We start from the raw sequence: 26024 nt of genomic DNA, 5'->3' as shown, positions 1-26024 counted from the left end.
AACATAGAACAGATTGATTATGGAAAAAAACATTTCACAAGAGAAACGAATTGAAGAGTTGGAAGCACGGCTCAAAGAGCAGGAAAAGCTGGGATCATTGGGTTTGTTGAGTGCAGGCATTGCACACGAGATACAGAATCCTTTGAATTTTGTCATCAATTTCAGTAAACTGTCCGGTCAATTGTTGGCCGACCTGGCCGATAGGGTGGATGAAGCAAAAGCTCGTATTCCGGAAGCGGAACTGGAAGATATCAAAGATATACTTTCCGGGCTGAGAGAGAATGTGGACAAAATCAAAGAGCATGGTGATCGGGCTATCAGCATTATCCGTGGTATTTTGCTTTACTCCAGGGGGAAAGAAGACGAATTCATGCCTACACAAATACAAAAATTGACTAAAGAATATGTGTGGCTGGCTTATCATGCCATGCGGGCCAATTATAAGAATTTCAATATTGCTATCCGTGAAGATTATGCTAAAGATATCCCCTCGATCCGGCTGATCCCGCAGGATTTCAGTCGGGCAGTCTTGAATGTGATGAATAATGCCTGCTATGCAGTATGGAAAAAATGGCAGAATGCTCCCGAAGGATATTCCCCCGAGATAATGGTGACCTTAGAAAAGTTGGATAAAAGAGTTGTACTTTCTATTCGTGATAACGGAGAGGGCATGAGTCCGGAGGTCAAACGAAAACTATTTGACTCTTTTTTCACAACAAAACCGGTGGGGCAGGGGACAGGCCTTGGTATGGCAATCGTTCGTGATATTATAGAAAACAAACACCATGGAAAAGTATTGTTTGATTCGGTCCTGCATGAATATACTTGTTTCCGGTTTATCATTCCTATCGCATGAAACGCTGTCTGCTATATATCCTTTGCTGCTTTGGGGTTGTGCAACTGTCAGCTCAGCCGGCGGATAACATCCGTAATTCGTTTGTAAAGGCGGAAACATTTTATAAGAGCGGAGATATCGATGAAGCTTGTCGTATCTTGGAGGAGAATCTGTCGTCTTTTCAAGGTACGATGCATACCGAGGCGTGCCGTTTGGCTGCATTATGCTGTTTAGCTTTAGACCGCTTCCCGGAAGCGGAAAAGTATGTTTCGCTGTTATTGAAAGACGAACCTTATTATTATATCTCGCTTCAAGATCCGGAACGCTTTGCGGATATGGTAAGGAAACACAGGGAGACTAAAGTAACTCTGGTCACAGCCTCACAACAGGTAGAGACCCCGGAAGAAGCTCCGGTGCCTGTTACTTTAATTACGGAGGAGATGATACGGGCTATCCATGCCCGGTGCCTGCGGGATGTACTGATAGCTTATGTGCCCGGTATATCCGGTTTGTCTTCCAATGAAGAGATGAATCTGGCTATGCGCGGGGTATATTCTCCCGAACAGGAGAACATATTGATTATGCAGGATGGACAACGTCTGAACAGTTATATTACTAATGCTGTTTCGCCGGATTATGGTATTAGTCTGGCAAAAGTCAAACAAATAGAGGTGCTGCGCGGACCGGCTTCTTCGCTTTATGGCAGTGTGGCTTTGACAGCCGTGATTAATATAGTTACTAAAGACGGGGTGGATGTTCGTAATGGTTCCGTATCTGTCAGTGCCGGTAATCGGGGCCAGTTGGCTGCTGACCTGCTATTGGGAAAGCACGACATGAACATGGACTTTATGGCATGGTTCTCCTTGTACCGTGCAACGGGAGAATCGGTTTTTGTCCCGGCCGAAAAACAATATGCTCTTTACCCCAGGGACGGATTCATCCGTCTGGACAATTATTCGGGATTTCCTGCCATGGATGGAGGAATTAAATTGCAACGTGGAAATTTGCTTTTTAGTTTCAGTATGAATTACGCGAAGAAAAGGCAACCTTATAGCATGTGGCTCTTTTCTTCTCCATATTCTTATGAGCGGTTTCGTACTTTTGACGGTTCCGGCCCGGGATATTCCAGATGGTCGGCAAGAGAACAGGCTGTTTATAGCCACACGTGGCAGCGGATCACTTTCAGTACCGCATTTTATACCGATTGGAATAAAAACGTACATTATGAAACCTCGGGAGATACTTTACAAGACTATCCTATTTTTCCTAACTATGATTATCAACCTATTATTTATCCGACTCGCGGAGCATTTCAATACATCCGCTGGATGGATTTTAACGTAGGCTTTAATGGGCGTGTAAACTATGCCTATGATTGGGGGAAGCTGGGGAAAGGCAATATGCTTGGCGGTGTGGAATGGAATCGGTATACGCTTTATGATTCCGAGTATTTGGAAGGTATGAATTTTAAAGAGATCGTCAGGACGTGGATCGAAAAACGACTTTACACGGGACACGAGATGAACACGGATGCCTTTCTCCAGATTAAACACAACCTGCATAAAAATTGGATTGTCAATGCCGGCATCAGGTATGACTATAAACGGCGAAGTAATAAGCGGACATTACAGGCTTTTTCTCCCCGTCTGTCACTAATTTATCTCAGGAACGGATTAAATATCAAAGCCAGTTATTCCAGAGCATTTGTCGATGCGCCCTATTATTACAGAAACAATGAAATGGATACCTATTCGGGTGGCGAAAATCTGCAAGCTGAATATCTAAGTTCATATCAGGTGACTTGTGCTTATCATCATTCACCTTCACATATAGATGTAGAGTGTAATTTATTTTATAATCGGGCGTCCCATTTCCTGTTCACACAGCCGGAAACACGTGTTTATGAAAATGCCGGTTCTCTGGATATGGGAGGTGTCGAGGTTGTTGCCCGTTATAAGGCAGACCGACTAAGCCTGGATGGAAACCTGTGTTTTCAGAAAGTATTGAATTATACCAATTTTTTTGTTACCGATGGATCTGTGAATAACGTACCCGGCTTTTCTATGAATCTTGTAGCAAACTACTTTTTACTTAAAAAGAAAGTACAGAGCTGGTCTGCCCATTTAAAATTGAATTGCAGTAGCCACTGCTACACTCAGGTAAGTGTATTGGAAGATGGACTCAATGGAGATGCGACGAATTACACAGTCCGTTTGCCCGGTTATGCTGTCTTTTCTTTCACTACCAGATATAAGCATAAAAGGATAGAAGGCAGTCTGGGCATTGAGAATCTTTTCAATAACCGATATGAATGCGGAGGAGCGACTGTTCCTATCCGCCAGAAAGGAAGGTGGATTTCCGCCAGTATATTGTATAATTTCTAAATCAAACTAATAATGAAAACAAACATTCAAGAAAATCTTTCTCGATCACTCTCTACCTGGGGTGACAAACCGGCGGTCGTTGCAAAAGACGGTACCGTCTCTTATCAAATGCTGGAACGTTACTCTGCCAATATAGCACAATCTATCCGTCAACGTTTATCGGTAACTGATCCGTCCGGACTTCGGAATATCTGTATCGGAGTTTGTATGGAACGAAACAAAACTTTAGTACCTGCCATTCTGGCTATTTTCCGGTTAGGGGCAACTTATTTACCGATAGATCCCTCGCTGCCGGATAATCGTAAACGGTATATGGCTGAAAATGCGGATATGGTTTTGTTGTTGACCGATTCATCGAATGAAGTAGGTGGAATTCCGTCCGTCCGCCAACTTTACCTGAATGGGGAGCAACTATCCGAACCGGTTGTTGGTGACTATACTGAAGTTCTTCCCGATGATTGCGCCTATATTATATATACTTCCGGAACAACAGGCAATCCCAAAGGTGTACGTATTAGTTATCGGAATCTGGATACATTTACGAGGAATCTGATAGATAAGAAATTGTATCATTTGTCTGATCCGGCAAACAGGTATCTGGCGTTTGCGAGTATCAGTTTTGATGCTTCCATATTAGAACTGATGATGTGTATTCCGGTCGGAGGAACATTGATCCTGGCCGGTGAGGACGAACGCAGAGATATTTCTTTACTAGACGAACTGATCAGGCGCGAGAAGGTGAATATTGCTTTTTTTCCTCCTTCGTTGCTGGGCATGTTTGCCGACCTTGACTTTCCATCCTTTAAGACTCTGCTCTTTGGTGCGGAGGCTATTGGTGAAAAGTTATTTAACAGGCTGAAACAGCAGCCTTACCGGTTGATGAATGTATATGGACCGACAGAGAATACCGTACTCAGTACCATACGGATTGTAGGCAAAGATACGTCGTATGACGATATTGGCTATCCGCTCAAGGGAACTGTCTGTTATGTTTTGTCTGAAAACCTCCAACAGACAACTCTTGGGGCTACAGGAGAACTTTGCTTGGGAGGACCTCAGGTTTCGCTGGGATATATTGGGAGTGTTCAGCTGAATGAAAAATCATTCATCTCGTACGATGGAGAACGGTTGTACAGGACAGGTGACCTGGTACAGCAGCAACCGGACGGTTCGATACGGTTTATCGGGCGAAAAGATACTCAGGTCAAGATACGTGGTTTTCGTATCGAATTGACTGAAATAGCAGAACGATTGAATAGAGATCCGGACGTGGAGAGAGCCCACGTAGTAGTTGTTGAGCGGAATGGGCGTCAATTATTGGGAGCTTATTTGCAACCCTCAGTCTCCGGTAACTTTCATCCGGAAGAGGTCAAAGAGCGTTTGCGTGCAGAACTTCCTTACTACATGATACCCAATTTATGGCAGGTGGTAGATCATTTTCAGCGTACTATAAATGATAAGATTGATGTCCGGGCGCTCCCGGCTTTTACTTCATTGGAGTTGAAGTATGTTCCTCCTGTTCATCCGGGGGAGGTTATCTTATGTGGAATTTTGAAGGAAATGTTAGGTTTGCCTCAAGTCAGTGTTGAGGCCGATTTGATTGATGATCTGGGATTAACTTCGCTGGATATGTTGAGGCTTGTTACCGAGGCCAATAAAAAAGGATGTCCCATCAACGTATCTGCAGTTTATACTGCCCGTAATCTGCGCCGATTATTGCTCGTTCCGCGGCAAGAACCTATCTATTGGTACAGGCAGCAAAACCTGAAGAAACCCGTAATCATTCTGGTTTGTGGATCTGCCTATTTTAATCATTTGTACTTTAATTTGGCCGACCGCCTTTATCCCAAATATGACTTTCTAGTTGTAGATGCTATCTACGATCATTTTAATAAAGTGGCTACGGATATTCCGGAACTGTTGGAATATTATGTCCGGACGGTTCAGCCAATGATCCGGGAGCGTACCGTCTATGCGCTTACCGGCTTTTGTATGGGAGCTGAACTGGCTGTCGGCCTGGCCGAAATGTTACATCGCTCCATGGGGATAATGCCAAAAGTTTTTGCTCTGGATGGACAGGCTTGGCAAAATCCGGCTCTCTGTCAAAATTATCCTTTGTTGGTATTTCCCGGAGATACAGATGAAATGGTACGTGAACGGAACGAAATCATAAATATTTATTTTCGAACCACTCCTAATCTGATTTATCAGGGAGAGGTTATTGTTTTGCTGTCCGGATTGTTCCATCAACAGGCGGGATTGTCTCCTGAAGAGTCGTGGACGGAGGAAAACTATCGTATATTCCGGACAGAATATGACAATTGCGAAAGATTATGGAATAAATATTATCCGAACGCTCCTGTTTTGCGATTGCCGACAGATCATTGGCACTTTTTAGAAGGGGAATCATTGGAACAATTAATAACTGTGTTTTTGAAGTAGATTTATGCAGACTGAAAACTTCACTTTAGGTAAGAAAGAGCTTCTTATTTTGCTTGGCTTGACTCTTGTACTGCCTTTTCCAATCAATTGGGCATTAATCGAACTGAATCCGTTGACTCTGATGGCGGGTGCAGACGATGTGCCCACCTGGATTGGTTTCGGCGGCAGTTATATTGGAGGAATCATCGGAGGGGTCATCTCGATTATGATTCTGAACAAGACACTTCAGCAGACAGGTGTACTTCATCACGATTTGAAACTCCTGCAGTTAGATACCATAATTTATACTCAGCAACAAGATTGGTTTACCGGTTTCAAACAAGAACTGGCAGAGAATCTCAAATCTATTGATTTGTATGTGTTGAATACGGTTGTTTCGTCTATATCCATGAAAAACTATGCATATGCCAAAGAGGTGTTGACAGAAATCAATAAAGGGCTCGAATATCAGATGGTTGCCGCATCCTTTTCTTTCACTTCTACGCATTTATCATCCGAAGAAAAAAAGTATATGAATCTGGTACGCCGCGTACAGACTGAATATAGCTCTTTTATCAAGGATATTCTTTACTATATTCCTTTGGCAGAAACGATATCTTCCAGGAAAAAACTAAACTATGATCAGCTGATGGACTATACTTTGTCCCAATATGATTATTTGCAAGGTCAGGAAGGGGAGTCTACAGCTTCGGGAGCCATCATACCGCGTGTTATGGAAATCGATCCATCTGATGATATACGGAAAGAACTAGAACGGATAATGGAAGAAAGATTAACCGGGCGTACCTATTTGTATCACCTGAAGTCAGATCTTGCAGAGGCTACGCATCAATTAATTATTTATGAAGAGAACCGTATAAACTCTATTCTGCATAAACCTGAGAGAGAAATGAATTGACATATATTAATATAATATGGTATTTTTTTATTTCAGTATTAAAAATGAATTTATATTTGTTTTTATTTGGATGAAAAGTTACTTTAAACTTGATTTATCTTTTATATAGGAATAGTTTTAGAAAAAATAATCCGGTATTCGGAAAAAAAAGAGATCTAGTCAGAATGTAAAATTTCCATAGATTAATAAAATCCTATTTTTGCACTAAATGAAATTTAAAAGTTTTATATATGGGTAAAAATAGGAATCATTACAGCTTTTTTTTGTATTTTGTCTTTATCATATTTGTGCTTTTGGGTTGTCGACCTGTCCGGATACAGATGCCGGACGGAATGTATGGAAGATGGAAATCTTCTGCAGGCCGTCCGGATATTACATTAGGGACAGACAGCATAGGGAGCTTCGCTATAGTTCACCACCGTATTTATGACGGAAAAATTTGTCCTGTCCGTTATCCGCTTCATCTTAATTCACCTACTAAAGGGTATATCCGTGCAGAAGGTTGTATCCTGTTTTATTATGACAGTTTGAAATGTGTTTTATACTTCTCTCCCGGAGGTGATTATACACAATAATTACATGCAAACACTTCAGTTAACTAACAATAAATAATTTATGAAAGAGAATTCAATCAAACCGTATTGTTATTGTGGTGAGTCAGAAAGCTCATTGGTCGATAATGCTATTTTTGTTTATTTTGGTGATGAATACAGAAGAGTACTTCTGGATGAAATCTTATGGCTGGAAGCATCCGGCAGTTATTGTGTACTCTGTATGGAGAACGGTGCAGAGATAACAGTCAGCTATCCTTTGGATCGGATCTTCAATAATGACCTTCCTCGCGGCAAGTTTCAGAGAATTCATCGTTCTTACGCTATCAATGTGTTCAAGGTGACCGGATTTGCAGGTAACTATGTACATATAGGAAAGAAGATGTTGCCGGTCAGTGAATCTCACAAAAAGAATTTTTTAGCTTGTTTCCATAAAATTTACTCAAAGCGTGCATTGGGAAAATAAAGGAGGTAACTAAAAAGAAAACCAGTTTCGTTTAAAATTAAAAATTTACTACGCAAGGGATGTGCACTACCTTTGCATCGTAAGCTTACAAAAGAGAAAAACAATTAAGTAACAATTTAAAAAAACAATTATTATGGCAGTTGACAAAACACCGTCGCAGGTTGCAACCAGTGCGTTGCAGGCGATTCCGTTCGGTTCTATTATTGGTGGTCCGTTGAAAGCATGTGTGGAAGCACAGGCTTTGGCAGCAAAAACAACTTGGGAATTTATTCAGAATGTAGGTATAAATGTTAATCCCGAAACCGGTGAGAAGACAGCAGTCAATGTTTCTTTCTCTTTCATTCAAGGCGGACGTTTGGTCCAGTTGAATATTCCGTTGTTGACCATTGTTCCTATCCCTTATATTGCAATCCGTGAAGTGGATATTAATTTTAAGGCTAATATCAGTGCTTCCTCTTCAACAACGGCAGAGACGAATGAATCTGTATCTAAGGATGCGGCTTTGAAGGCTTCGGCCAGTATGAGATTCGGATGCTTCAAAATGAATGCGGATATGAACGCAAGCTATTCATCGAAGAAGGATTCTAAAGCAACTTCCGATTCTAAGTACAGTGTAGAGTATACCATGGACGTGGCTGTAAAAGCCGGACAAGACAGTATGCCCGCAGGTCTTTCTAAAATTCTGGAATTGCTGGGTAACTCACTGGATGTTTCCGATCCTGCCGGTACACTGGAAGTGAACAGCAACTTGCTGCTTATTGAAAATGGAAAAGAAACAGTACGGTTGATTGCCACCTATAAGGATGGCAGCGGTCTGTTGGCTCCTGACAAACTGACTATTACAGGAACCGGAGCCAATGCGGCCGACTTTAAGGTAAGTGGTGACAGTAAGATTATCGACTTGCCGGAAGGTACATATACTATCAAAGCAGAGGGAAGCAAGAAGGAAGTGATTGTCGAAGTGAAAAAAGATACGGCAACTCCCCAGGAAGAGGTAACGGAATAACGTTAATTAAAACTTAAAAAATCATATTATGGCTCAGTTAAGTTCAGTAATCGGCTCTATATTGCGTGATATCGTTTCGGCACAACACGAAGCAAATCTTTATTCGTTGTCGCTTGGCGACTCTTACGGAAAAGACGGAAAGGCGAAAGATTTTCAATTGCCTAATGTTATGGTAAGCGATATGGAACTGGATTTGAAATATGGTGTGAAAAGTGCATCGGAAAGTCAGCAACAGTTTAATATCAAGTATGATAAGTTCCGTCAGTTCCTTAAAGAACTGTGCGAACAAGTTGCCAGGGTAGCCATTAGCAGTGCTGTCACCACAGTGATGACTTCGGATATAGAGAGAAATGAAGGAGAGAAACACTTCTTTGAACGGCTTAAAAAAGAAAACAAACTTCATCAGGAATTCTGCACTTTTCTGAGCCGTAATATGAGAAACTCTTTCCGAAATAATCTCTATGATGCCGTAGACAGTAGTAATGGTTCTGTGAATAACGATGTTGTGATTAGCAGACTGACAGATGTCGTACGTAAAAAATTTCTTTACGATACAGATCTTGATGATCTTTTTGCCGGAGAAGATGGAGAAAAACTTCGTGATACCGCTGAAAAGAATATTATAAAAGCGATGGAAGCTATTGTAAAAAAGCTGTCGGTAGATGCCAACTTTAAAAGTCTTCATTCATTTCCACAGCTGGATGTGGCCATCACGGCTGATGAACTGATGAATATGCCTGAAGAAGCGATACACAGTTTTAAGATCAAGTTCAGCCCTCGCAATTATTCAGTCAGTCAAACGGATGATGATTCGTTACTGGAAGATTTTGTGATGCGATAAAATCAAATGATATAATATGGATAATAAGAAAGTTAGGAGCACTAGTAGCCAGGTAATGGAACTTCAGCAATTGATTGCCGGTCCTTTGATTGCAACTATTGAAGCGGATTCATTATCTTCACAAAGATATCTGGATTATCTGATGAAAATCGCATTTGAATCCTATGATCCTGTGACAGGACGGACCGGTAAGATACGTATGCTTACGTTCAACTATCAGAGTCAGGATGCCGGCGGGGGAAGAACGCAAAGTGTAAGTATACCGATACTGACATTGGTACCTCTGCCACTGTTGCAAGTACAGGAAGCAGATTTCGATTTCGATATTAAAATTCTGGATGCGCTGTCGGAAACAGCTGAAGAGAAATTTTCACTGGAAGAAGGTAAAAGCGTGAATGAGCCGCAAAGTGGAGGGGGATTTAAACTCCGGGCTTCACTGGCTCCCAAACAAGGAGAAGGCAGCAGCACTTCGAATGTGCAGCAGAGCTTGTCGGCAAATATGAAAGTGAAAGTGAAGATGCGTCAGGCAGATATGCCTGCGGGGTTGTCTAATCTGTTACATCTGACGGCGAGCAATATGCAAGTAGAAGAAACTGAAGCTGAAGAAATAACGGAAGGAGGAAATAAATGAATAATGTAGCCGAACATGCCCGTGAACAGAAAGCCGGGATGAAGTGCCCGCAATGCGGAGCATTTATTGAGACATCGATCTTTGAATTATTGACATCCAATGCCTTGCAGTGTCCATCCTGTCACTTGCGTTTGAACATAGACCGCATGAAGTCGAAAGCAGCTTTTGACGCATTGCGGAAAGTTCAGAATGCGCAGGAGAATTTGGAGAGAAAAAGCAAGTTCAACGGTTAAACGGACGAGGCATGAAATTGACTTTTTTCAAGCGGATGGGGGAGAAGATCCGCCATCCGTTCCGAAAGGAAATTCCGAAAACAATTCCCGTTGTAGAAACTGCCCCTCAGCCGGTAGCGGATAATGCAACCGAAGCAACGGCAGAAGAATCTTCCGTCATAAGATCGGCAGATCAATGTGGGGAACAGGCACGTTATTTTTTACTAAGAAATAACAAGCCGGTTGGTAAACCTTTCAGTTATTATCATCCCGAGATACGGATCGTTCATGTCGGTAGTTTTGTAAATGCCTTTTTATTTTTCTTGCGTATGTGCGATCAGCGTCTGTTGACCTATCGCCAGACCGGAGAATATCTGCATTGTACAGCCGTTTTTCCGGATGAAAGCGGTAATTTGTATTTCACGAATAAAGTGACTTGCCGTAACAAGGAAAATACTGTTGCGGTCCTGAAAATTGATTATGTTGGCCTTAAGCCAAAAATCACTGAAATTAGATTTGAATTAAATATTAAAAAATGAAAGAGTATGAATCCTATATTGAATAAAATGGGCGCAAATGCCAATGAACAGAAAAAACTCTTGATGGAGTGTGTGTCAATGCTTGAAAAGTATGTGAACAGATTTCCGGCAGAAAAGGGATGTGCTTCATTCTCCGGAGAAGATATGAAGCTGTGGAAGGAAGTTTATTTTCCGAAACTTGTTCAGACGGATATTTTGTTGGACGGTAAATTTTTCTGTGGCACGTCGTCCGGTAATAGTGGTATTGGTACAGACGGTTATTTTACCGGTTATGAATTTTTCCAGTTTATTTATCGTGCCTACAAGGCGCTTTATGAACTGGAAAAGGCTTCACAAATGAGATGATAAATAAAAAATAATTGGAATATGAAGACTATTAAATTAGGTTATGAAGGTGAAGAAGCTCTCTTGCTGTGTCGGGAGTTGAAACGCAATGGTTATTCAGTAAAGGAAAGCCGGACTTTTACACAAGAAATGAAAGAGGCAGTTATTGATTTTCAACAGAAAAACAAGTTGGATGCTGATGGAATCGTGGGATATCGCACTTGGGAAGTTCTGTTCTTTACAGGGCATCCCATTACCGAACGTTTGACTGAAGAAGATTTTATTCTTGTGGCCCGGTTGCTCGATGTGGAAGTGGCTGCTTTAAAAGCGGTACAGCAAGTAGAAACAGGTGGGAGAGGAGGATTTTTTGCTCCCGGTAAGCCCGCTATCCTTTTCGAAGGTCATATTTTCTGGAATCAATTGAAAAAGCGGAATATCAATCCTGAATCGCATGTGAAGGGGAATGAAAACATTCTCTATCCCAAATGGGAGAAGGGACATTATAAAGGCGGTATGGGTGAATACGATCGTTTGGAACAAGCCCGTAAGATCAATCATGAAGCAGCGGATGCTTCTGCCAGCTGGGGGATGTTCCAGATTATGGGTTTCAACTATGCAGCCTGTGGAGAGAAGAGTGTCGACAGCTTTGTAAAAGCTATGTGTATGAGTGAATGTCGACAATTGGTGCTGTCCGCCCGCTTTATCAAACAATCCGGAATGCTTTCCGCTTTGCAAGCCAAAGACTGGGCAGAGTTTGCCAAACGTTATAATGGTCCTGCTTATGAGCAGAATCAATATGATAAAAAATTAGCAGCGGCTTACCAGAAATTTTCGTAGGACAATTATAACCTTTGAACCATCTCAATAAAATTTGAATTAAAAGAGAACTGTGGATTAAAAAAGAGTGGTGAACAAACTGTGAAGCTTGTTCACCACTCGCTATTATCATCTTACTTCTCAGAGAAGTATTTTAAGAACTGGGTACGTTCAAACATGTTGATGCCTCCCACATCTTTAGCGTTCAGCTTACCTTTGAATTGAGAAATGTGCTTAAATCCTTTCCGCTCCATCCATGCGCTAAGGAAGCGGTTCATTTCTCCTACAAACAGATTGGTGTTCTGGTAGATGGCACTACATATTTCGATGGCCGATGCTCCTGCTAAAATAGCTTTTACAATTCCGTCCGGTTTATGAATTCCTCCTGAAGCGGCATAATCAATTTTAGATACCAGTGAAGAAGAGATACCTATCCAACGCAGGGTTGTCGAAAGGTCGGATGCGTTGCTGAACACGTCTCCTGAAGTATGCTCCATCTTCTCTACGTCAATATCCGGTTGGTAGAAACGGTTGAAAAGGACAACAGCTGCTGCACCGTTGGCATAAAGTTGATCGATCAAGGCTACCGGATTGGTAAAGTTACTGCCCAATTTCATAATAACCGGGATGCGAATTGTTTTCTTGATGTGGCTCAGAATATCGATGTGACGTTGTTCAAATGAGCCGTATTTATATTGGATGTCCGATTGTAGAGCAAGAATATTTATTTCCAGTGCGTCTGCACCGGCTTCTTCTATTTGCTTTGCAAAGTCTACCCATTCAGCGTCGGTATAGCAGTTTATACTTGCAATAACAGGAATGGTGCATATCTTCTTGCTTTCTTTAATCAGTTCCAGATATTCTGCCAATTTATGATTACGGATATATTCAGCCAGATAATCACTTCCTTCCGGATAGTATGATGGATTCCTCAGACGGTCAGCTTCCATCATAATTTGTTCTTCAAATAGTGATTTCAGGACAATGGCTCCTGCACCGGCAGCTTCCAGCTTTGCGTTTTTAGCGGCACTGTTAGTAAGTCCCGAACTACTGATAATTACAGGATTTTTCAAAGTCAATCCCGCAAAAGTTGTTTTTAAGTCGGCCATGGTAATTATTGTTAATGGTTTTTTCAATGAATCTGTTACTTCATTGATTCAATTATTAATAAACTCTTTCCCCGAAGATTTTACTTCCTACTCTTACCAATGTACTGCCCTCTTTAATGGCCAGATGATAGTCATGGGACATTCCCATTGAAAGTTCGCAAAAAGTCGGTTCGTTGGCAAAATATTGTTTTTTCACCTCATGGAAAAAACAATTTAAAGAACGGAATTCCCGTTCGATTTGTTCTTTCGAATCTGTGTTGGTAGCCATTCCCATCAGTCCGCATATCTGTATGTTTGCCAATGCTTTCCATTCGGCGGCATTCAACATCTCTTTGCATTCGTCAAAACTGAAACCAAACTTGGTTTCTTCTTGAGCGATGTGTATTTGCAGTAAACAGCGAATAACTTTTTCTGCCTTTATGGCTTGTTTGTTCACTTCTGCCAGCAGTTTGTAAGAGTCGATTCCGTGTATCATGGACACATAAGGCGCCATATACTTGATCTTGTTTGTCTGCAAGTGCCCGATAAAATGCCACTCAATGTCTTTGGGCAGGCTTTCATACTTGCCTGTCATCTCCTGCACTTTGCTTTCTCCGAAAATTCTCTGTCCCGCGCGATAGGCTTCTTCAATGGCTTCGTTCGGATGGAATTTCGAGACTGCAACCAGTCGAACGCCGGATGGCAATTCGGCCAGGACCTGCTTTAAGTTATCAGTAACATTCATTTTTATACTGTTTTGAGTTCATTTCACCACAGATTACACGGATTTTCACAGATTGATAATTTTTTATTTCATTGAAAATTAGATTAAAACATCTGTGTTAATCTGTGTCAATCTGTGGTGAACTTAGTTCATTTCCTTATATAATATTATACTTCCGGTTTATCATTAGGCTCAGAACTATATGGATATACATCCATGATTGCTGTTTCAGCAACAGAACCTATCTGATAATCAGCCATTGTACCTTTCATGCCTTCGTCCAGCTTTTTTACAGCATCGCGCAGGTCGGCTGCCTGTACCAGAACTTGTGTCGACGTTTTTTTCTCAGCACCACTTTTTTCGTCTAGTGTGATAAAAATCAGTTTACACTTAAACCAGCGGTCAGCAGCTTCTTCTTCGCTGGGGAAAAGTTCACTATAGTTGGCTCGTTTGATATCCGATACGGTAAATTCTCCTGTAATGAACGGGGTCATCTCCTCAATAATGCGTGCTTCTGCTTCTGTAAAGCTGAGTGCATCCACGAGATAAGGTTCAGTAACTTTCTTGTTCATTCCGTTTTCCATCAATTTCTCGTAACGGATCTTACACTCAAACCAAGTATGCATTGACATATTCTCTTTTGATTTTTAAGTAGTTAATATATGATTTTCTATATAGATCTGCCTATATGCTAATCTATTCTACTACAAAGATAAAGAGAAAATCTGAAAGGTTGAGAAAATGGAGAAAGATAATTGTGAATAAGGATTTTAAAAGGAATGTGGTGATTGTAGGCAAAAACAACTAAAAATATATTTTCCATGTGAATAAGAATAAAATGTTATCTCTCTACATCTTTAATTATAGATGTGGTTTGGTGATATTTTTATGTATTTTTTTACTTGGATAATAATATCAAATACCTACTGATTTCAATATGCCAGCCTCTTATAAAATAGACCAGTTTACCAGTGTTTTTATGAAATAACATACACTTGTAAAGTAATACTTAATGGTGTTAAATATTATGGGGTGCGTAGGGACAAATCGAAGTTTCATGTTCTTAATTATAATATATGGTTACTTGTTTATTTATTGTATGAAAGTAAGGAAATGCAATACATGATTGATTATTCTTAATTAATGGCAAAGTGTTGATGAGATTCATTTTATTTATCATATTTTCTTTATGTTTGCCTTTGGTCATGCAAGGACAAGAACAAAATGTGTGGACACAAAATGACTCTTTGATGTTAAAGAAAATATTAGCAGGACAAGCTGAAATCCGAATTAACCGGGAGGCATTAAGAGAACTCGACAGAGCTTTTTCTTCTCCACGACGCTTATTTAAATCTCAATCTCGTTCTGCCATTTTACTAATCAAAGATTTCCTATTGTACAGACCTAACGTCTTTACAGGTAAATACCATATATCCACTTTTAAAGTTAATGAGTTGAATATCCGGCAAGATTCGCTCTTCATGAATGTCCACATGTTGGGCAATAAACAGTTATTTGTAAAATCCCAGTTGGATATAGGGGATCCCCGAGTATTGATAAAGAGGAAAACTGATATACAGTTTAAGTTTACAGACCATTTGGCGTATCGTGTTTATGGTGGCTATACTATTGATAAGAACCGAACAATAATATTGCCAACTACAGCTACTCCATATTATGTGGGTATAGGCTTTTCTTATAGTCTCAATAAGAAATTACAGTTAAAAACAGGGATAGAGTATCAGTACAATGTTATTTATAAGCGTTGGGAATGGGTTTGGAATTCCGGTATCCGTTTTAACTTTTAATGATTTCAGGCTAGATTCTCTACTTGTGTTGAACTATGGAATAAACCTTTATATGCTTTACTATATAAATTGGAAGATTTCGTTAAAATAGAGTGGTCTCTCTGATACAAGAAAGTATTTTTATAAATACAGTTTGTTATCCTTATAATTAACATTGTTAACTCCCTTTCTCAGCCATTTTTATTCTTGTGTGCAAATAACAAGCCTTTTGCATTTAAAACACTTGTTATTTGCATCCAAAGAATAAACTTTAACTCTGTGTTAAAACAAAGCTTTTACTGACAGATGTTTTGAACTTTGAATGGTTTGTATTTCAGTTTGTTAAGTCTGATCTTTACTTCTTAGGCCTACTGAAGATCTCTGTAGACTAAAACCGATATACTTGCTTTTTTGTCAACTATGAAAAGAGGGGCTGTACTGTTCCCTCTCTTTCATAATCTGACAGTCTGAGAATGGCATTTACTTCGTTCACCTCGTTAATGCCTAATCTTTTCAGGATATCTGCCAGACCCAGATAATTGTGGGCCATTGTATTAAAGGCGTATCCTGGTATTGGTAGAGGAACAGAATCCTCTTTCCCCTCGGGGGAGGGGAACTGCAGTTACGGATGCTCTATTCTATGGGAATGGTACGAGTGAACGTTTATTTAATATCGGTCTGTGTCTGCCTTCGGGACCTACATTGACAGATGAGGATATCAGGAGAGTGGTGGATACGATCAGGAAGATGTAGTGAAACTATAATATTCATTACAAAGAGAATCGGCTGGAATGTTCTAAATGTTTCAGCAGATTTTTTGTATTCAGTTTACCGTTCCGGTTGTTTGCTCGTATAACTTTTATTTGTGGTGCGTTGCTTTTGGATATATTTTTTTTACCTTTGTGGAAAATAAATAAAAGAATATACTTATGGAAAAATTGCATATCCGGAAGATTGCTTCATTGGGGTTGATGCTTTGCTTTTTTACGGGGGGAGGAGCACAGACACCTGTCAAAGTGGAAAAAAGGAAAGAGCATAAATCGAATACTGTAATACCTGTTGTCAAGGGAAATGTGACAGATACCTTGTCACTTGTATCATTTAACGATTTTCATGGAGCCTTTGCCTGCGATAAGGGTGTTCCCGGAGCCGGCCAACTGGTACAAACAGTGTTGACACAGAAAGAGAAAAATAAAAATACCATCGTGCTTTCTGTCGGAGATAATTTCAGCGGAAGTTATTTCTCAAGAATAACCAGAGGCAATCCGTTACCGGAAATGTTTCAGGAAATGGATGTAAGAATGTCCGCTGTAGGTAATCACGAGTTTGATTGGGGATTACCCTATCTGACGGATACGGCGAAGGTATATATGAATTTTGTGGCAGCCAATATTATAACGGATCGGGGAGATACGTTGGAGTGGGCTAAACCTTACCGGATTGTGACTCTGAATCTGAAGAATGGAGGAACGGTGCGGGTGGCTTTCGTAGGGTTGACAACGACTGATACGGCACATAAAACGAGTCCGGAAAATATAAAGGGACTGGCTTTTGTGCATCCTGTATATGCAGCCCGTGTCGAGACTGCCTGTCGGTTGAAGAAAGAAGGCAAAGTGGATATGGTAGTCCTCTTGATGCATATCGGCACTAACATGAAGAATAGAGATATTATAGAAGAGGAGAATGCTAAATTGCTGCCTTTCCTGAAAGGAGTGGACGCAATCATTTCCGGGCATTCTCACGAAGTTGTTCTTAGTAAGGTGAACGATGTACCCATTATCCAGGCAGGGGTAAACGGTACTCATATCGGTAAGTTGGATTTTAGAGTAGTGAAAGAAGAGGGCGGCAATCGCATCTCTTATATAGGAGGCGATACAATTCGGACAGAGGGGCCGTCTAATGCACATATCGATTCGTTGGTCGATAAAGTATTGGCGGTATACGGACTGTCGGAAAAGCTGATTTTGGCAAAAGATGCCCTGATCCACGATCGTACCATTAATAAATGGGAGTACACTCCGGTGGGAGCTTATGTGACAGCTGCCTACGTCCGGAGTTTCTTAGAGAATGAAAAAGTGCCTGCCGAATTGAAAGTGTTGCCTGTCATTGGGGTAAATCATTTTGGTGGTTTACGTGCCAGTATTCCGGCGGGTGAGGTCACAAGGTTGCGTGCCGGCAATGTGCTTCCATTCGGTGGTAACGTGGTGGCTTATGAATTTACGGGTGAACGGTTGAAGCAATTATTGGACGATGGACGCAGGAATAAAAACGGTTTTCTGCAAACTTCTTATTTAAAACTACATTTGAATTCGAAAGGAAATGTTGAAACGATAACCGACTGCCGTACCAATAAGATAATCCGTGATGACGATAAATGTATCGTTGTATTGGATGCTTTCATCACCTCGGGTGGCGACGGTTATGACAGCAAATTATTTTCAGGTTATGAAATAGGAGATTTTAATAGTCAGAATCTTGAAACAACTGTGGCTTTTATCGATTATTTGAAGAGTCTGAAAGGGTTTGTCTCCTCTGAGGCTGCGCCGATACCCATAGTACAAAAGTAAAAAATCAGAGCTAAGACAAAAGCGATCAGGCGGCTCAAAATGTATAATTACATTTTGAGCCGCCTGATCGCTTTTGTGTTTTTTAAGTTTTTTATCTTTCACTTATTAATAAATTATTGCTAAATTCGAACGATTTTTTGCAAATCGACATTGTTTACTAATAATTTAATTATATGGAAAATTTGGAAACAGCGCTCCTACTGATGGTAGTCGGGATGGCAACTGTCTTTGCTATCCTCCTCATTGTGATCTATTTAGGAAAGTTACTTATCTCGTTGGTTAATAAATATGCTCCTGAAGAACAGCTTCCTGCAAAGCAAGGTGCCCAATCACCGGTTCCTATTCCCGGAAATATTGTTGCAGCCATTACGGCGGCCGTTAATGTGGTGACTCAGGGAAAAGGGAAAGTGGCTAAAATCGAGAAAATCTGAAAATTAATCTTATAGAATAATACCGAAAACGGAAATGAAAAGAGAAGTAAAATTTAGTCTGGTTTTTAGAGACATGTGGCAGTCTGCCGGTAAATATGTGCCTCGGGTAGACCAGTTGGTGAAGGTAGCACCTGCTATTGTTGAAATGGGATGTTTTGCCCGGGTAGAAACAAACGGCGGTGGTTTTGAACAGGTAAATTTATTGTTTGGTGAAAACCCGAATAAATCGGTGCGTGCATGGACAAAGCCTTTCCATGAAGCCGGGATACAGACACACATGTTGGATCGTGCTCTCAACGGGCTTCGTATGAGTCCTGTTCCGGCCGATGTGCGTAAGTTGTTTTATAAAGTAAAGAAAGCACAGGGGACGGATATCACCCGTACATTCTGTGGGCTGAATGATGTACGCAATATCGCTCCTTCTATCACTTATGCCAAAGATGCAGGAATGATTTCGCAATGTTCGCTTTGTATCACCCATTCGCCAATCCATACGGTGGAATATTACACCAATATGGCACTGGAACTGATAAAACTGGGGGCGGACGAGATTTGCATTAAAGACATGGCAGGTATCGGACGCCCCGTTTCTTTGGGCAAGATTGTGGCAAATGTCAAAGCTGCGCATCCCGATATTCCTATTCAATATCACAGCCATGCAGGACCGGGCTTTAACATGGCCAGCATTTTGGAAGTATGTGAAGCCGGGTGTGATTATGTAGATGTCGGAATGGAACCGTTGTCGTGGGGCACAGGACATGCCGATTTATTGAGTGTACAGGCCATGTTGAAAGATGCGGGATTCCAGGTACCTGAGATTAATATGGAGGCCTATATGAAGGTGCGTGCCCTGATTCAGGAATTCATGGACGACTTTCTGGGACTGTATATCAGTCCGAAAAACCGGTTGATGAATTCATTGTTGATAGCTCCGGGACTTCCGGGCGGAATGATGGGAAGCCTGATGGCAGATTTGGAAACGAACCTGGAATCTATTAATAAGTATAAGGCAAAACACAATCTTCCTTTTATGACACAAGATCAGCTTCTGATCAAGTTGTTCAATGAAGTGGCTTATGTATGGCCCCGCGTCGGATATCCTCCTTTGGTTACTCCTTTCAGCCAGTATGTGAAAAATCTTTCGATGATGAACGTTATCGCGATGGAGAAAGGAAAAGAGCGTTGGGGAATGATCGCTGATGATATTTGGGATATGATTCTGGGCAAAGCCGGACGTCTGCCGGGCAAGCTCGCTCCTGAAATTATAGAGAAAGCCGAGAGAGAAGGACGGAAATTCTTTGAGGGAAATCCGCAGGATAACTATCCGGATGATCTTGAGAAATATCGCAAACTAATGAAAGAAAAGAAGTGGGAGACAGGCGAGGACGATGAAGAACTCTTTGAATATGCGATGCATCCGGCTCAATATGAAGCTTATAAGAGCGGAAAAGCGAAAGAGGATTTTTTGGCTGATGTAGCAAAACGCAGGGCTGAGAAAGAGCAGGTGCCTACGGAAGAAGCGAAACCTAAAACACTTACGGTACAGGTAGACGGGCAAGCTTACCGGGTGACAGTTGCTTACGGAGACACGGAACTGCCTGTTGCACCGGCTTCACAACCGTCTGCTGCTGCAGGTGAAGGGAAAGAGGTACTTTCTCCGCTTGAAGGAAAATTCTTCCTGGTAAAGAATGCGCAAGAGACTCCGCTCAAGGTAGGCGATGCGGTGAAAGAAGGTGATGTGCTTTGCTACGTGGAAGCAATGAAAACCTATAATGCCATCCGCGCCGAATTTGGTGGAACGGTAACAGCTATTTCTGCAAATCCCGGTGATACGGTTTCTGAAGATGATGTATTAATGAAGATAGGATGATGAACGGAATATTTGAAAAATTATATGATATGACTGCCTTCAGCAATATTGTTGCCGAACCGCAGTTTCTGGTGATGTATGTCATTGCCTTCGTTCTCTTGTATCTGGGTATAAAGAAACAATACGAGCCTCTTTTATTGGTGCCGATTGCCTTTGGAGTGCTGTTGGCTAACTTCCCCGGCGGAGGAATGGGAGTGATACAGGCTGACGAGAATGGCATGATCCTGGTGAACGGAGTAATGAAGAATATCTGGGAGATGCCTCTCCATGATATTGCTCATGAATTGGGACTGATGAACTTTGTGTATTATATGCTTATAAAGACAGGGTTCCTTCCCCCGATCATTTTTATGGGAGTGGGGGCCTTGACGGACTTCGGACCGATGCTTCGCAATCTGCGTCTGTCTATATTCGGGGCTGCCGCTCAATTGGGTATCTTTACTGTGTTGTTGGTAGCTATCCTGATGGGATTTACACCCAGTGAAGCAGCTTCTTTGGGAATTATCGGTGGTGCGGACGGACCTACGGCCATCTTTACCACCATCAAGTTGGCTCCGCATCTATTGGGCCCGATCGCGATTGCCGCCTATTCTTATATGGCATTGGTTCCGGTTATCATTCCACTGGTCGTTCGTCTTTTGTGTACCAAGAAGGAACTGAGTATCAATATGAAAGAGCAGGAGAAGAAATATCCATCGAAAACGGAAATTAAAAACCTCCGTGTATTGAAAATTATTTTCCCGATTGTGGTGACTACGGTCGTGGCTCTGTTTGTACCGAGTGCAGTGCCCTTGATCGGTATGCTGATGTTCGGTAACCTGGTGAAAGAGATCGGTGCCAATACTTTCCGTCTGTTTGACGCAGCTTCGAATAGTATCATGAATGCGGCAACCATTTTCCTGGGTTTGTCGGTAGGAGCCACGATGACAAGTGAAGCTTTCCTGAACTGGACGACTATCGGTATTGTGGTAGGAGGATTCCTGGCTTTTGCTTTGTCGATAGCAGGAGGTATCTTCTTTGTGAAACTGGTGAATCTGTTTACGAAGAAAAAGATTAATCCGCTGATTGGTGCTACGGGACTTAGTGCGGTTCCTATGGCCAGCCGTGTAGCCAATGACATTGCTTTGAAATATGATCCTAAAAATCATGTATTGCAATATTGTATGGCCAGCAATATCTCGGGAGTGATCGGGTCTGCCGTAGCGGCAGGGGTGCTGATCTCTTTTCTGTCTTAATCCGGGCTGACCGGTTGCTATTTTGTTTGGCTATATTCTGTTGGCCTTTATTTCCTGGACCATAACAGATCAGGCTGAATCTTAAATAGGAATCTGCATAATTAATTTGTATAAAAGCTTCCGGTTCCTTTTTTTAAAAGAAGGACCGGAAGCTTTTTTTATACTTTATCGTTGAAACATTTGGTATGAATCTTTCATTTTAAGGTTGAGATTGGTGACTTGGACGAGATAGTCTTTAAAGAAATTTTCGGATTGGATCTTGAATCACAAGTTGTAGAATACGGGCATAAAAAAATGTTCCTCCGACCACGCCTGGCCGGAGGAACACACACAAACAAAACAAATAAAAGCAGTCACGATTCGCATCGGGACGCCCCTACACCCGGTATTATAACCGGGATTTATAAATATTGAAAGGGATCAACATTTATTCTTTTGAGAAATCTTTAATTCGTTGCTCTTCTGATAACTGGCATATTAATAATATATTGTCTTTTTCGGCTATGATGTAATCGTTCAGCCCTTGTATGACTACTCGTTTTTCCTGTGAGGCGTGCACCATGCAGTTTCGGCTTTCATACATCCGGATATCCGGTCCTACTGTTGCATTGCCTTCTTTATCTTTTGGCAACAAGGTGTGTAATGCTCCCCAGGTACCTAAGTCCGACCACCCCATTTGGGCAGGTAATACATAAATCTCTTCCGCTTTTTCCATCACTGCATAATCTATCGAGATACTTTCGGCAGTGGGGAATAGCTTCTTCACGCTTTCTTCCTCGCGTTCTGTATAAAAGTCGGGATATATCCGGTCGAAAATCTGAGCTATCCCCGGTGCATATACCCGCATTACGGCTGTGATCGTTCTCACATTCCAAACGAATATTCCTGCATTCCAGAAGTAGTTGCCTGCTGCCAGATATTTTTCAGCAGTTTCTTTATCAGGCTTTTCCTTGAATGCTTCTACGTGGAATATTTCTTTGTCTCTCGTTATCGGTTCACCTGCGGCGATATATCCATATCCGGTTTCCGGACGGGCAGGTTTTATTCCCAATGTGATGATGGCACTGCTTTTATCAGTGAACAAAAGCGCTTTCTCAATCACCCTGCGAAATTCAGTGGTATCGATTACCACTTGATCGGAAGGAGTCACGACAATGTTGGCTTCCGGATATTTCTTTTTTATTTTCCAGCAGGCATACGCAATGCAGGGAGCTGTATTTCTGGGACAGGGTTCTGCCAGTATATTACTTTCCGGGATACCCGGCAGTTGCTCCCGAATAGTATCTATATACTTTTCCGAAGTGACCACCCACATGTTCTCCTGTGGACAAACATTACCGAATCTCTCTACAGTTAGCTGAATCAGTGTTTTCCCACATCCCAATATATCTATGAATTGTTTGGGACATTCCGGTGTACTCATGGGCCAAAATCGACTTCCTATGCCACCGGCCATAATTACTACATGATTGTTCATTGTTAACCTCTTTCTTTATTTGTTACGTTTGCCGAGCAGTTTCTCTATCCAGCTTAAATCGCCGGTCGGTTTCTGCCTGTCACATAGAACAGGTTCGTATGGCTTTTGTTCATGGATCATCTGGTAGATGGTTCCCCAGTCAGGCAAACCTCCCAGGTTCCGGTCATCAATAAACAGGTCTGCTTTCAGTTTACGGGAGAATCCGTTATGACTCTTTTCTTCTTCCGGATAGTCCTTGTTGACAGAATAGAAAAAGACTCCCCGTTGGCGGCACCATTCAATCGCTTCTTCAAGCAATTCTCCTTCGCGTACGGTCCATAAGATAAGCTTATGTCGCTCCTGAGCCAATATTTTCAGGGTTTCTGTTGCGAATGGAATTTCTTCTCCGATCTTCGGATAGCGGTGTTCTACGATGGTACCATCAAAATCAACAGCAATCGTCATGTGATTAGTGTGTGTGAATTGTGATTATTATTTGTTTTCAGGAATGTATACAATCATTGCATTACATCCCGTTTTGTTTTCATATCCCATCGCTTCCGGTGTCGATTCCGAAATGCGTTCGGGAGAGATGTGATATTTCTCTATCAATATCTTCCGGATGGCTTCCGAACGACGTTTACGCAGCTCCTGATCCGCTTTTTTGTCGGTCAGGTTATCACTGAAAGCAATGATCCGGATACTTGCGTTATTATTCTTCATCCATTCGCCAATTCCGTCTATTTTCTGTCCCTGCTCTTCGCTAACGAATGAACTGAATTCGTCGAACATAATATCGATGGAGAGTGCATCCTTTGGCGGAACAATCATCAGGTTTTGCCCGTCTGTTATTTTCCGGCGTTCCTTTAATTCCTGCTTCATTTGCATTACCTCTTCACAGAGCATCCCTATTTTCTCCTTTATCTCCAGTAGATCCGCTTCCGGTAGATAGAGGGGGTGGATGCTGTTGTCCACGCTCTTCCGATATTTATCTCTGAAAGTATATGCAAGTCCTATTGTGAGGTTGCTTTGCATATAAATTTTGTTGTTCAGTTCTTTGCTGTAGTATTTGGGTAAAACCTTCAATCCCGGTTCTATAAATACGCTGAATTTTCTGTTTACATTGTACGAAGCCTGAATCGAGAAGTTACCCGAAATGGTGTTGACTCTTGTATATTTCGGATCATTGTCCCCAAAGTCATAATAGTTGAAACCGGCACCCAGAATAGCCGCCAGATTAAATCTTTTGAATCCATTGTTTCCTATCAGAGTCAACATATAATCCAGGTTTGCGCTGAGTTGCGTGGCTTCTGTGTCATTCCCTATCCGGTTCTTACCGATCTCCGCAGTGGCTCTGAATCCCGAAAGAGGCGTCAGATATACACCTCCGGAGATTTTGCCGCCTGCATATACGTTACCGATTGTCTTGGTCAGCCATTCTCCATTCAGGCCACCGGATACAAACCAATTTCCTCTTTCAAACTTTTCCCTGGCGTTTGGCTGTTCCTGTGCCTGTAAGTTACAGGTTGTCAGCAGCAGTACTGCCCCAACGATCCATCTGTTTTGTTTCAATCCCAATATATTTGTCATGGTTGTGTTATATTAATACGACATTGATTGATGCAATCTGTTTCTTTTTGTTTCCCGGACCGGTCACAACAATCGAAGTGATATAGAATTTATCTCCTTTCTCCAGTTGTCTGATCAGTTCCATTTGCCTGGCCGAGAATTTGTTCCCGGTGTTGGGTATTGAAGTTACCGCTTTACTGCTTCCTTTGATCAATACCATTTCAAAGCTGCTGATCTCGTAGTTGGCTTTCGGACCATCGCTGATTGAAGCTCCCAGCTGTGTCATGTTGGATACCAGCCGTTTGTTAATGGGCACATTTCCCCGGTATTGCACCGTTCTCCCGTTTTCATCCGTGCAGAGTATATAGGGTGTCGGATCGGGCAGTGCCTTTACGGTATACCGGTATTCGGCCAGTTGCCTTGCCACCCCGTTTTTTATCTGTGTGGCGGTAACTGTCGCTGTCTGTGCTTTTTCGTCGGGAACGGCTATGCAATGGTTTCCTCTTTTGAGTATCTTTCCGTTCGTCATCCGGAATGTCACCTCGTTGAACGGTATTCCCGCAGTCAGTATATTTAGCGGGTTTTCATAGTCGGTATACAAGATACTTGTTAAGGCGGGTGTGATCTGTACTACAGGCAGGTCCACCGTTCCATCTTTATTTACTATCATCTGGTCTTCATTGATGAATACAAAAGCTCCGCCTTTTCCATCTTCTGCCTCTTCGTACAGCAGTGACCGATATACTTCATTCACGCACAGCAACACCTCTTCCTGCATTTTATTGATAAATGTCACTCCACCGATGGCAGGAAGATAAGAGAAGGTTTCCTTTTCCCAGGATATTCCGGTACCCGGACTTTCCGTATTGAGGTAAGTGCCTACCAGTTGTCTGTGTGCATCATTCTTGATCAGCGATAAAGCGTCTTCTTTGAATGTATCCAGTGAGAGCCTGAGTGTTTTCCCTTTCCCCCCGGTGACCGACAGAAATACCTCCGGCACAGCGTTCAAGTCATCTTTTGCCTTTAGCTTGCCGGCTTCATATTTCTCTTTGTCCGCTTTCCGGGCGATATCTTCTTTCAGTTCCTCCAGTGTATCCATTAGTTTTCCTGCCGCCGCATCTATGTTCTGTGCAGATAAAGCCGCTTTATCATTTCGGCTGTTAATTCTTTCCAGTAAAGTCCGGTTATATTCTTCCAGCTTTTTTATTTGTGGAAGGTAGTCGTTGTTCATTTGTCCATACCCCTCTAAGACATCCGACGATATATTGATGGCCAGCATAGCAATCAATACCACGTACAGCAGGTTAATCATCTTTTGCCTTGGCGGCAATGTATATTTAGCCATGTCTCTT

General features: G+C 41.8%; 25 protein-coding genes and 1 pseudogene. 18 read left to right on the top strand and 8 right to left on the bottom strand.

The window, feature by feature from the left end; genetic code table 11:
• The first annotated feature begins 19 nt into the window (after positions 1-19).
• From BF9343_RS13595 to BF9343_RS13535, 13 genes are all read left to right on the top strand, one after another.
• Complete coding sequence (locus BF9343_RS13595) at positions 20-856, top strand: sensor histidine kinase (RefSeq protein ID WP_005798589.1); 837 nt, start codon at positions 20-22, stop codon at positions 854-856.
• Positions 853-3219 (top strand): TonB-dependent receptor plug domain-containing protein, encoded by a 2367-nt coding sequence (locus BF9343_RS13590; RefSeq protein ID WP_010993151.1) that lies wholly within the window; start codon positions 853-855, stop codon positions 3217-3219. Before BF9343_RS13595 ends, BF9343_RS13590 begins: the two co-directional genes overlap by 4 nt.
• A 12-nt stretch (positions 3220-3231) precedes the next feature.
• Positions 3232-5661, top strand: coding sequence for an amino acid adenylation domain-containing protein (locus BF9343_RS13585; protein WP_010993150.1), 2430 nt, complete (start codon positions 3232-3234; stop codon positions 5659-5661).
• 4 nt (positions 5662-5665) lie between these two features.
• Positions 5666-6559 (top strand): hypothetical protein, encoded by an 894-nt coding sequence (locus BF9343_RS13580; RefSeq protein WP_010993149.1) that lies wholly within the window; start codon positions 5666-5668, stop codon positions 6557-6559.
• A gap of 230 nt (positions 6560-6789) precedes the next feature.
• Entirely contained in the window at positions 6790-7134 is a 345-nt protein-coding gene (locus BF9343_RS13575; RefSeq protein ID WP_010993148.1) for a DUF3876 domain-containing protein, read from the top strand.
• Between the two features lie 40 nt (positions 7135-7174).
• The gene (locus BF9343_RS13570; RefSeq protein ID WP_005788701.1) at positions 7175-7576 is read left to right on the top strand and encodes a LytR/AlgR family response regulator transcription factor; all 402 of its coding nucleotides are present in this window, start codon (positions 7175-7177) and stop codon (positions 7574-7576) included.
• Between the two features lie 133 nt (positions 7577-7709).
• Positions 7710-8582: a DUF2589 domain-containing protein gene (locus BF9343_RS13565; RefSeq protein ID WP_005788700.1), complete on the top strand. Its 873-nt coding sequence runs from the start codon at positions 7710-7712 to the stop codon at positions 8580-8582.
• A gap of 28 nt (positions 8583-8610) precedes the next feature.
• Positions 8611-9423, top strand: coding sequence for a hypothetical protein (locus tag BF9343_RS13560; protein WP_005788697.1), 813 nt, complete (start codon positions 8611-8613; stop codon positions 9421-9423).
• Between the two features lie 16 nt (positions 9424-9439).
• Entirely contained in the window at positions 9440-10054 is a 615-nt protein-coding gene (locus BF9343_RS13555; protein WP_005798583.1) for a DUF2589 domain-containing protein, read from the top strand.
• Positions 10051-10287, top strand: coding sequence for a hypothetical protein (locus BF9343_RS13550; RefSeq protein ID WP_005788695.1), 237 nt, complete (start codon positions 10051-10053; stop codon positions 10285-10287). The genes BF9343_RS13555 and BF9343_RS13550 overlap by 4 nt, the downstream gene beginning before the upstream one ends.
• Before the next feature lie 11 nt (positions 10288-10298).
• Positions 10299-10805 (top strand): hypothetical protein, encoded by a 507-nt coding sequence (locus BF9343_RS13545; protein WP_005798581.1) that lies wholly within the window; start codon positions 10299-10301, stop codon positions 10803-10805.
• Between the two features lie 6 nt (positions 10806-10811).
• Complete coding sequence (locus BF9343_RS13540; protein WP_005788693.1) at positions 10812-11150, top strand: hypothetical protein; 339 nt, start codon at positions 10812-10814, stop codon at positions 11148-11150.
• A gap of 21 nt (positions 11151-11171) precedes the next feature.
• The gene (locus tag BF9343_RS13535; RefSeq protein ID WP_005788692.1) at positions 11172-11966 is read left to right on the top strand and encodes an N-acetylmuramidase family protein; all 795 of its coding nucleotides are present in this window, start codon (positions 11172-11174) and stop codon (positions 11964-11966) included.
• Between the two features lie 113 nt (positions 11967-12079).
• On the opposite strand, the gene BF9343_RS13530 is transcribed toward BF9343_RS13535, so the two are convergent.
• From BF9343_RS13530 to BF9343_RS13520, 3 genes are all read right to left on the bottom strand, one after another.
• Positions 12080-13054 (bottom strand): dihydroorotate dehydrogenase-like protein, encoded by a 975-nt coding sequence (locus tag BF9343_RS13530; RefSeq protein WP_010993147.1) that lies wholly within the window; start codon positions 13052-13054, stop codon positions 12080-12082.
• A gap of 55 nt (positions 13055-13109) precedes the next feature.
• Positions 13110-13778, bottom strand: a complete 669-nt coding sequence (locus BF9343_RS13525) for a YggS family pyridoxal phosphate-dependent enzyme (protein WP_010993146.1) — start codon at positions 13776-13778, stop codon at positions 13110-13112.
• 146 nt (positions 13779-13924) lie between these two features.
• Positions 13925-14389: a DUF4494 domain-containing protein gene (locus BF9343_RS13520; protein ID WP_005788684.1), complete on the bottom strand. Its 465-nt coding sequence runs from the start codon at positions 14387-14389 to the stop codon at positions 13925-13927.
• A gap of 525 nt (positions 14390-14914) precedes the next feature.
• Here BF9343_RS13520 and BF9343_RS13515 point away from each other — a divergent pair.
• Positions 14915-15565 (top strand): DUF4858 domain-containing protein, encoded by a 651-nt coding sequence (locus tag BF9343_RS13515; RefSeq protein WP_032575744.1) that lies wholly within the window; start codon positions 14915-14917, stop codon positions 15563-15565.
• Between the two features lie 418 nt (positions 15566-15983).
• On the opposite strand, the pseudogene BF9343_RS24120 reads toward BF9343_RS13515, so the two are convergent.
• A pseudogene (locus tag BF9343_RS24120) lies at positions 15984-16148 on the bottom strand (DUF4373 domain-containing protein); the annotation flags it as partial.
• A gap of 325 nt (positions 16149-16473) precedes the next feature.
• Here BF9343_RS24120 and BF9343_RS13510 point away from each other — a divergent pair.
• From BF9343_RS13510 to BF9343_RS13495, 4 genes are all read left to right on the top strand, one after another.
• A complete protein-coding gene (locus BF9343_RS13510) occupies positions 16474-18111 on the top strand; it encodes a bifunctional metallophosphatase/5'-nucleotidase (protein ID WP_010993144.1) in 1638 nt (545 codons plus the stop codon).
• Between the two features lie 173 nt (positions 18112-18284).
• Entirely contained in the window at positions 18285-18542 is a 258-nt protein-coding gene (locus BF9343_RS13505) for an OadG family protein (RefSeq protein WP_005798575.1), read from the top strand.
• A 34-nt stretch (positions 18543-18576) separates the two neighbouring features.
• The gene (locus BF9343_RS13500) at positions 18577-20412 is read left to right on the top strand and encodes a biotin/lipoyl-containing protein (protein ID WP_008769755.1); all 1836 of its coding nucleotides are present in this window, start codon (positions 18577-18579) and stop codon (positions 20410-20412) included.
• Entirely contained in the window at positions 20412-21647 is a 1236-nt protein-coding gene (locus tag BF9343_RS13495) for a sodium ion-translocating decarboxylase subunit beta (protein ID WP_005788673.1), read from the top strand. The genes BF9343_RS13500 and BF9343_RS13495 overlap by 1 nt, the downstream gene beginning before the upstream one ends.
• 427 nt (positions 21648-22074) lie before the next feature.
• On the opposite strand, the gene BF9343_RS13490 is transcribed toward BF9343_RS13495, so the two are convergent.
• From BF9343_RS13490 to porM, 4 genes are read right to left on the bottom strand one after another with little or no spacing between them, the layout of a single operon-like run.
• On the bottom strand, positions 22075-23124 hold the full coding sequence (locus BF9343_RS13490; RefSeq protein ID WP_005798572.1) for a mannose-1-phosphate guanylyltransferase: 1050 nt from the start codon (positions 23122-23124) through the stop codon (positions 22075-22077).
• A gap of 15 nt (positions 23125-23139) precedes the next feature.
• A complete protein-coding gene (locus tag BF9343_RS13485; protein WP_005788667.1) occupies positions 23140-23568 on the bottom strand; it encodes a BT0820 family HAD-type phosphatase in 429 nt (142 codons plus the stop codon).
• A 27-nt stretch (positions 23569-23595) separates the two neighbouring features.
• Positions 23596-24693, bottom strand: a complete 1098-nt coding sequence (locus BF9343_RS13480) for an OmpA family protein (RefSeq protein ID WP_008769758.1) — start codon at positions 24691-24693, stop codon at positions 23596-23598.
• 7 nt (positions 24694-24700) lie between these two features.
• Positions 24701-26017 carry a type IX secretion system motor protein PorM/GldM gene (porM, locus tag BF9343_RS13475; RefSeq protein ID WP_005803170.1) on the bottom strand — a complete coding sequence of 439 codons (1317 nt, stop codon included), beginning with the start codon at positions 26015-26017 and terminating at the stop codon, positions 24701-24703.
• Positions 26018-26024: the final 7 nt, after the last annotated feature.

The organism is Bacteroides fragilis NCTC 9343, from assembly GCF_000025985.1.
Classification (GTDB): Bacteria; Bacteroidota; Bacteroidia; order Bacteroidales; family Bacteroidaceae; genus Bacteroides; species Bacteroides fragilis.
This window is presented reverse-complemented; position numbering and strand designations above follow the sequence as displayed.

Coding starts and splice junctions, on each gene's coding strand:
- BF9343_RS13595 (WP_005798589.1), top strand. CDS start 20: ATGGAAAAAAACATTTCACAAGAGAAACGAATTGAAGAGTTGGAAGCA.
- porM (WP_005803170.1), bottom strand. CDS start 26,017: ATGGCTAAATATACATTGCCGCCAAGGCAAAAGATGATTAACCTGCTG.
- BF9343_RS13480 (WP_008769758.1), bottom strand. CDS start 24,693: ATGACAAATATATTGGGATTGAAACAAAACAGATGGATCGTTGGGGCA.
- BF9343_RS13505 (WP_005798575.1), top strand. CDS start 18,285: ATGGAAAATTTGGAAACAGCGCTCCTACTGATGGTAGTCGGGATGGCA.
- BF9343_RS13515 (WP_032575744.1), top strand. CDS start 14,915: ATGAGATTCATTTTATTTATCATATTTTCTTTATGTTTGCCTTTGGTC.
- BF9343_RS13555 (WP_005798583.1), top strand. CDS start 9,440: ATGGATAATAAGAAAGTTAGGAGCACTAGTAGCCAGGTAATGGAACTT.
- BF9343_RS13520 (WP_005788684.1), bottom strand. CDS start 14,389: ATGTCAATGCATACTTGGTTTGAGTGTAAGATCCGTTACGAGAAATTG.
- BF9343_RS13570 (WP_005788701.1), top strand. CDS start 7,175: ATGAAAGAGAATTCAATCAAACCGTATTGTTATTGTGGTGAGTCAGAA.
- BF9343_RS13495 (WP_005788673.1), top strand. CDS start 20,412: ATGAACGGAATATTTGAAAAATTATATGATATGACTGCCTTCAGCAAT.
- BF9343_RS13540 (WP_005788693.1), top strand. CDS start 10,812: ATGAATCCTATATTGAATAAAATGGGCGCAAATGCCAATGAACAGAAA.
- BF9343_RS13580 (WP_010993149.1), top strand. CDS start 5,666: ATGCAGACTGAAAACTTCACTTTAGGTAAGAAAGAGCTTCTTATTTTG.
- BF9343_RS13590 (WP_010993151.1), top strand. CDS start 853: ATGAAACGCTGTCTGCTATATATCCTTTGCTGCTTTGGGGTTGTGCAA.
- BF9343_RS13545 (WP_005798581.1), top strand. CDS start 10,299: ATGAAATTGACTTTTTTCAAGCGGATGGGGGAGAAGATCCGCCATCCG.
- BF9343_RS13575 (WP_010993148.1), top strand. CDS start 6,790: ATGGGTAAAAATAGGAATCATTACAGCTTTTTTTTGTATTTTGTCTTT.
- BF9343_RS13525 (WP_010993146.1), bottom strand. CDS start 13,778: ATGAATGTTACTGATAACTTAAAGCAGGTCCTGGCCGAATTGCCATCC.
- BF9343_RS13500 (WP_008769755.1), top strand. CDS start 18,577: ATGAAAAGAGAAGTAAAATTTAGTCTGGTTTTTAGAGACATGTGGCAG.
- BF9343_RS13485 (WP_005788667.1), bottom strand. CDS start 23,568: ATGACGATTGCTGTTGATTTTGATGGTACCATCGTAGAACACCGCTAT.
- BF9343_RS13560 (WP_005788697.1), top strand. CDS start 8,611: ATGGCTCAGTTAAGTTCAGTAATCGGCTCTATATTGCGTGATATCGTT.
- BF9343_RS13585 (WP_010993150.1), top strand. CDS start 3,232: ATGAAAACAAACATTCAAGAAAATCTTTCTCGATCACTCTCTACCTGG.
- BF9343_RS13510 (WP_010993144.1), top strand. CDS start 16,474: ATGGAAAAATTGCATATCCGGAAGATTGCTTCATTGGGGTTGATGCTT.
- BF9343_RS13565 (WP_005788700.1), top strand. CDS start 7,710: ATGGCAGTTGACAAAACACCGTCGCAGGTTGCAACCAGTGCGTTGCAG.
- BF9343_RS13530 (WP_010993147.1), bottom strand. CDS start 13,054: ATGGCCGACTTAAAAACAACTTTTGCGGGATTGACTTTGAAAAATCCT.
- BF9343_RS13490 (WP_005798572.1), bottom strand. CDS start 23,124: ATGAACAATCATGTAGTAATTATGGCCGGTGGCATAGGAAGTCGATTT.
- BF9343_RS13550 (WP_005788695.1), top strand. CDS start 10,051: ATGAATAATGTAGCCGAACATGCCCGTGAACAGAAAGCCGGGATGAAG.
- BF9343_RS13535 (WP_005788692.1), top strand. CDS start 11,172: ATGAAGACTATTAAATTAGGTTATGAAGGTGAAGAAGCTCTCTTGCTG.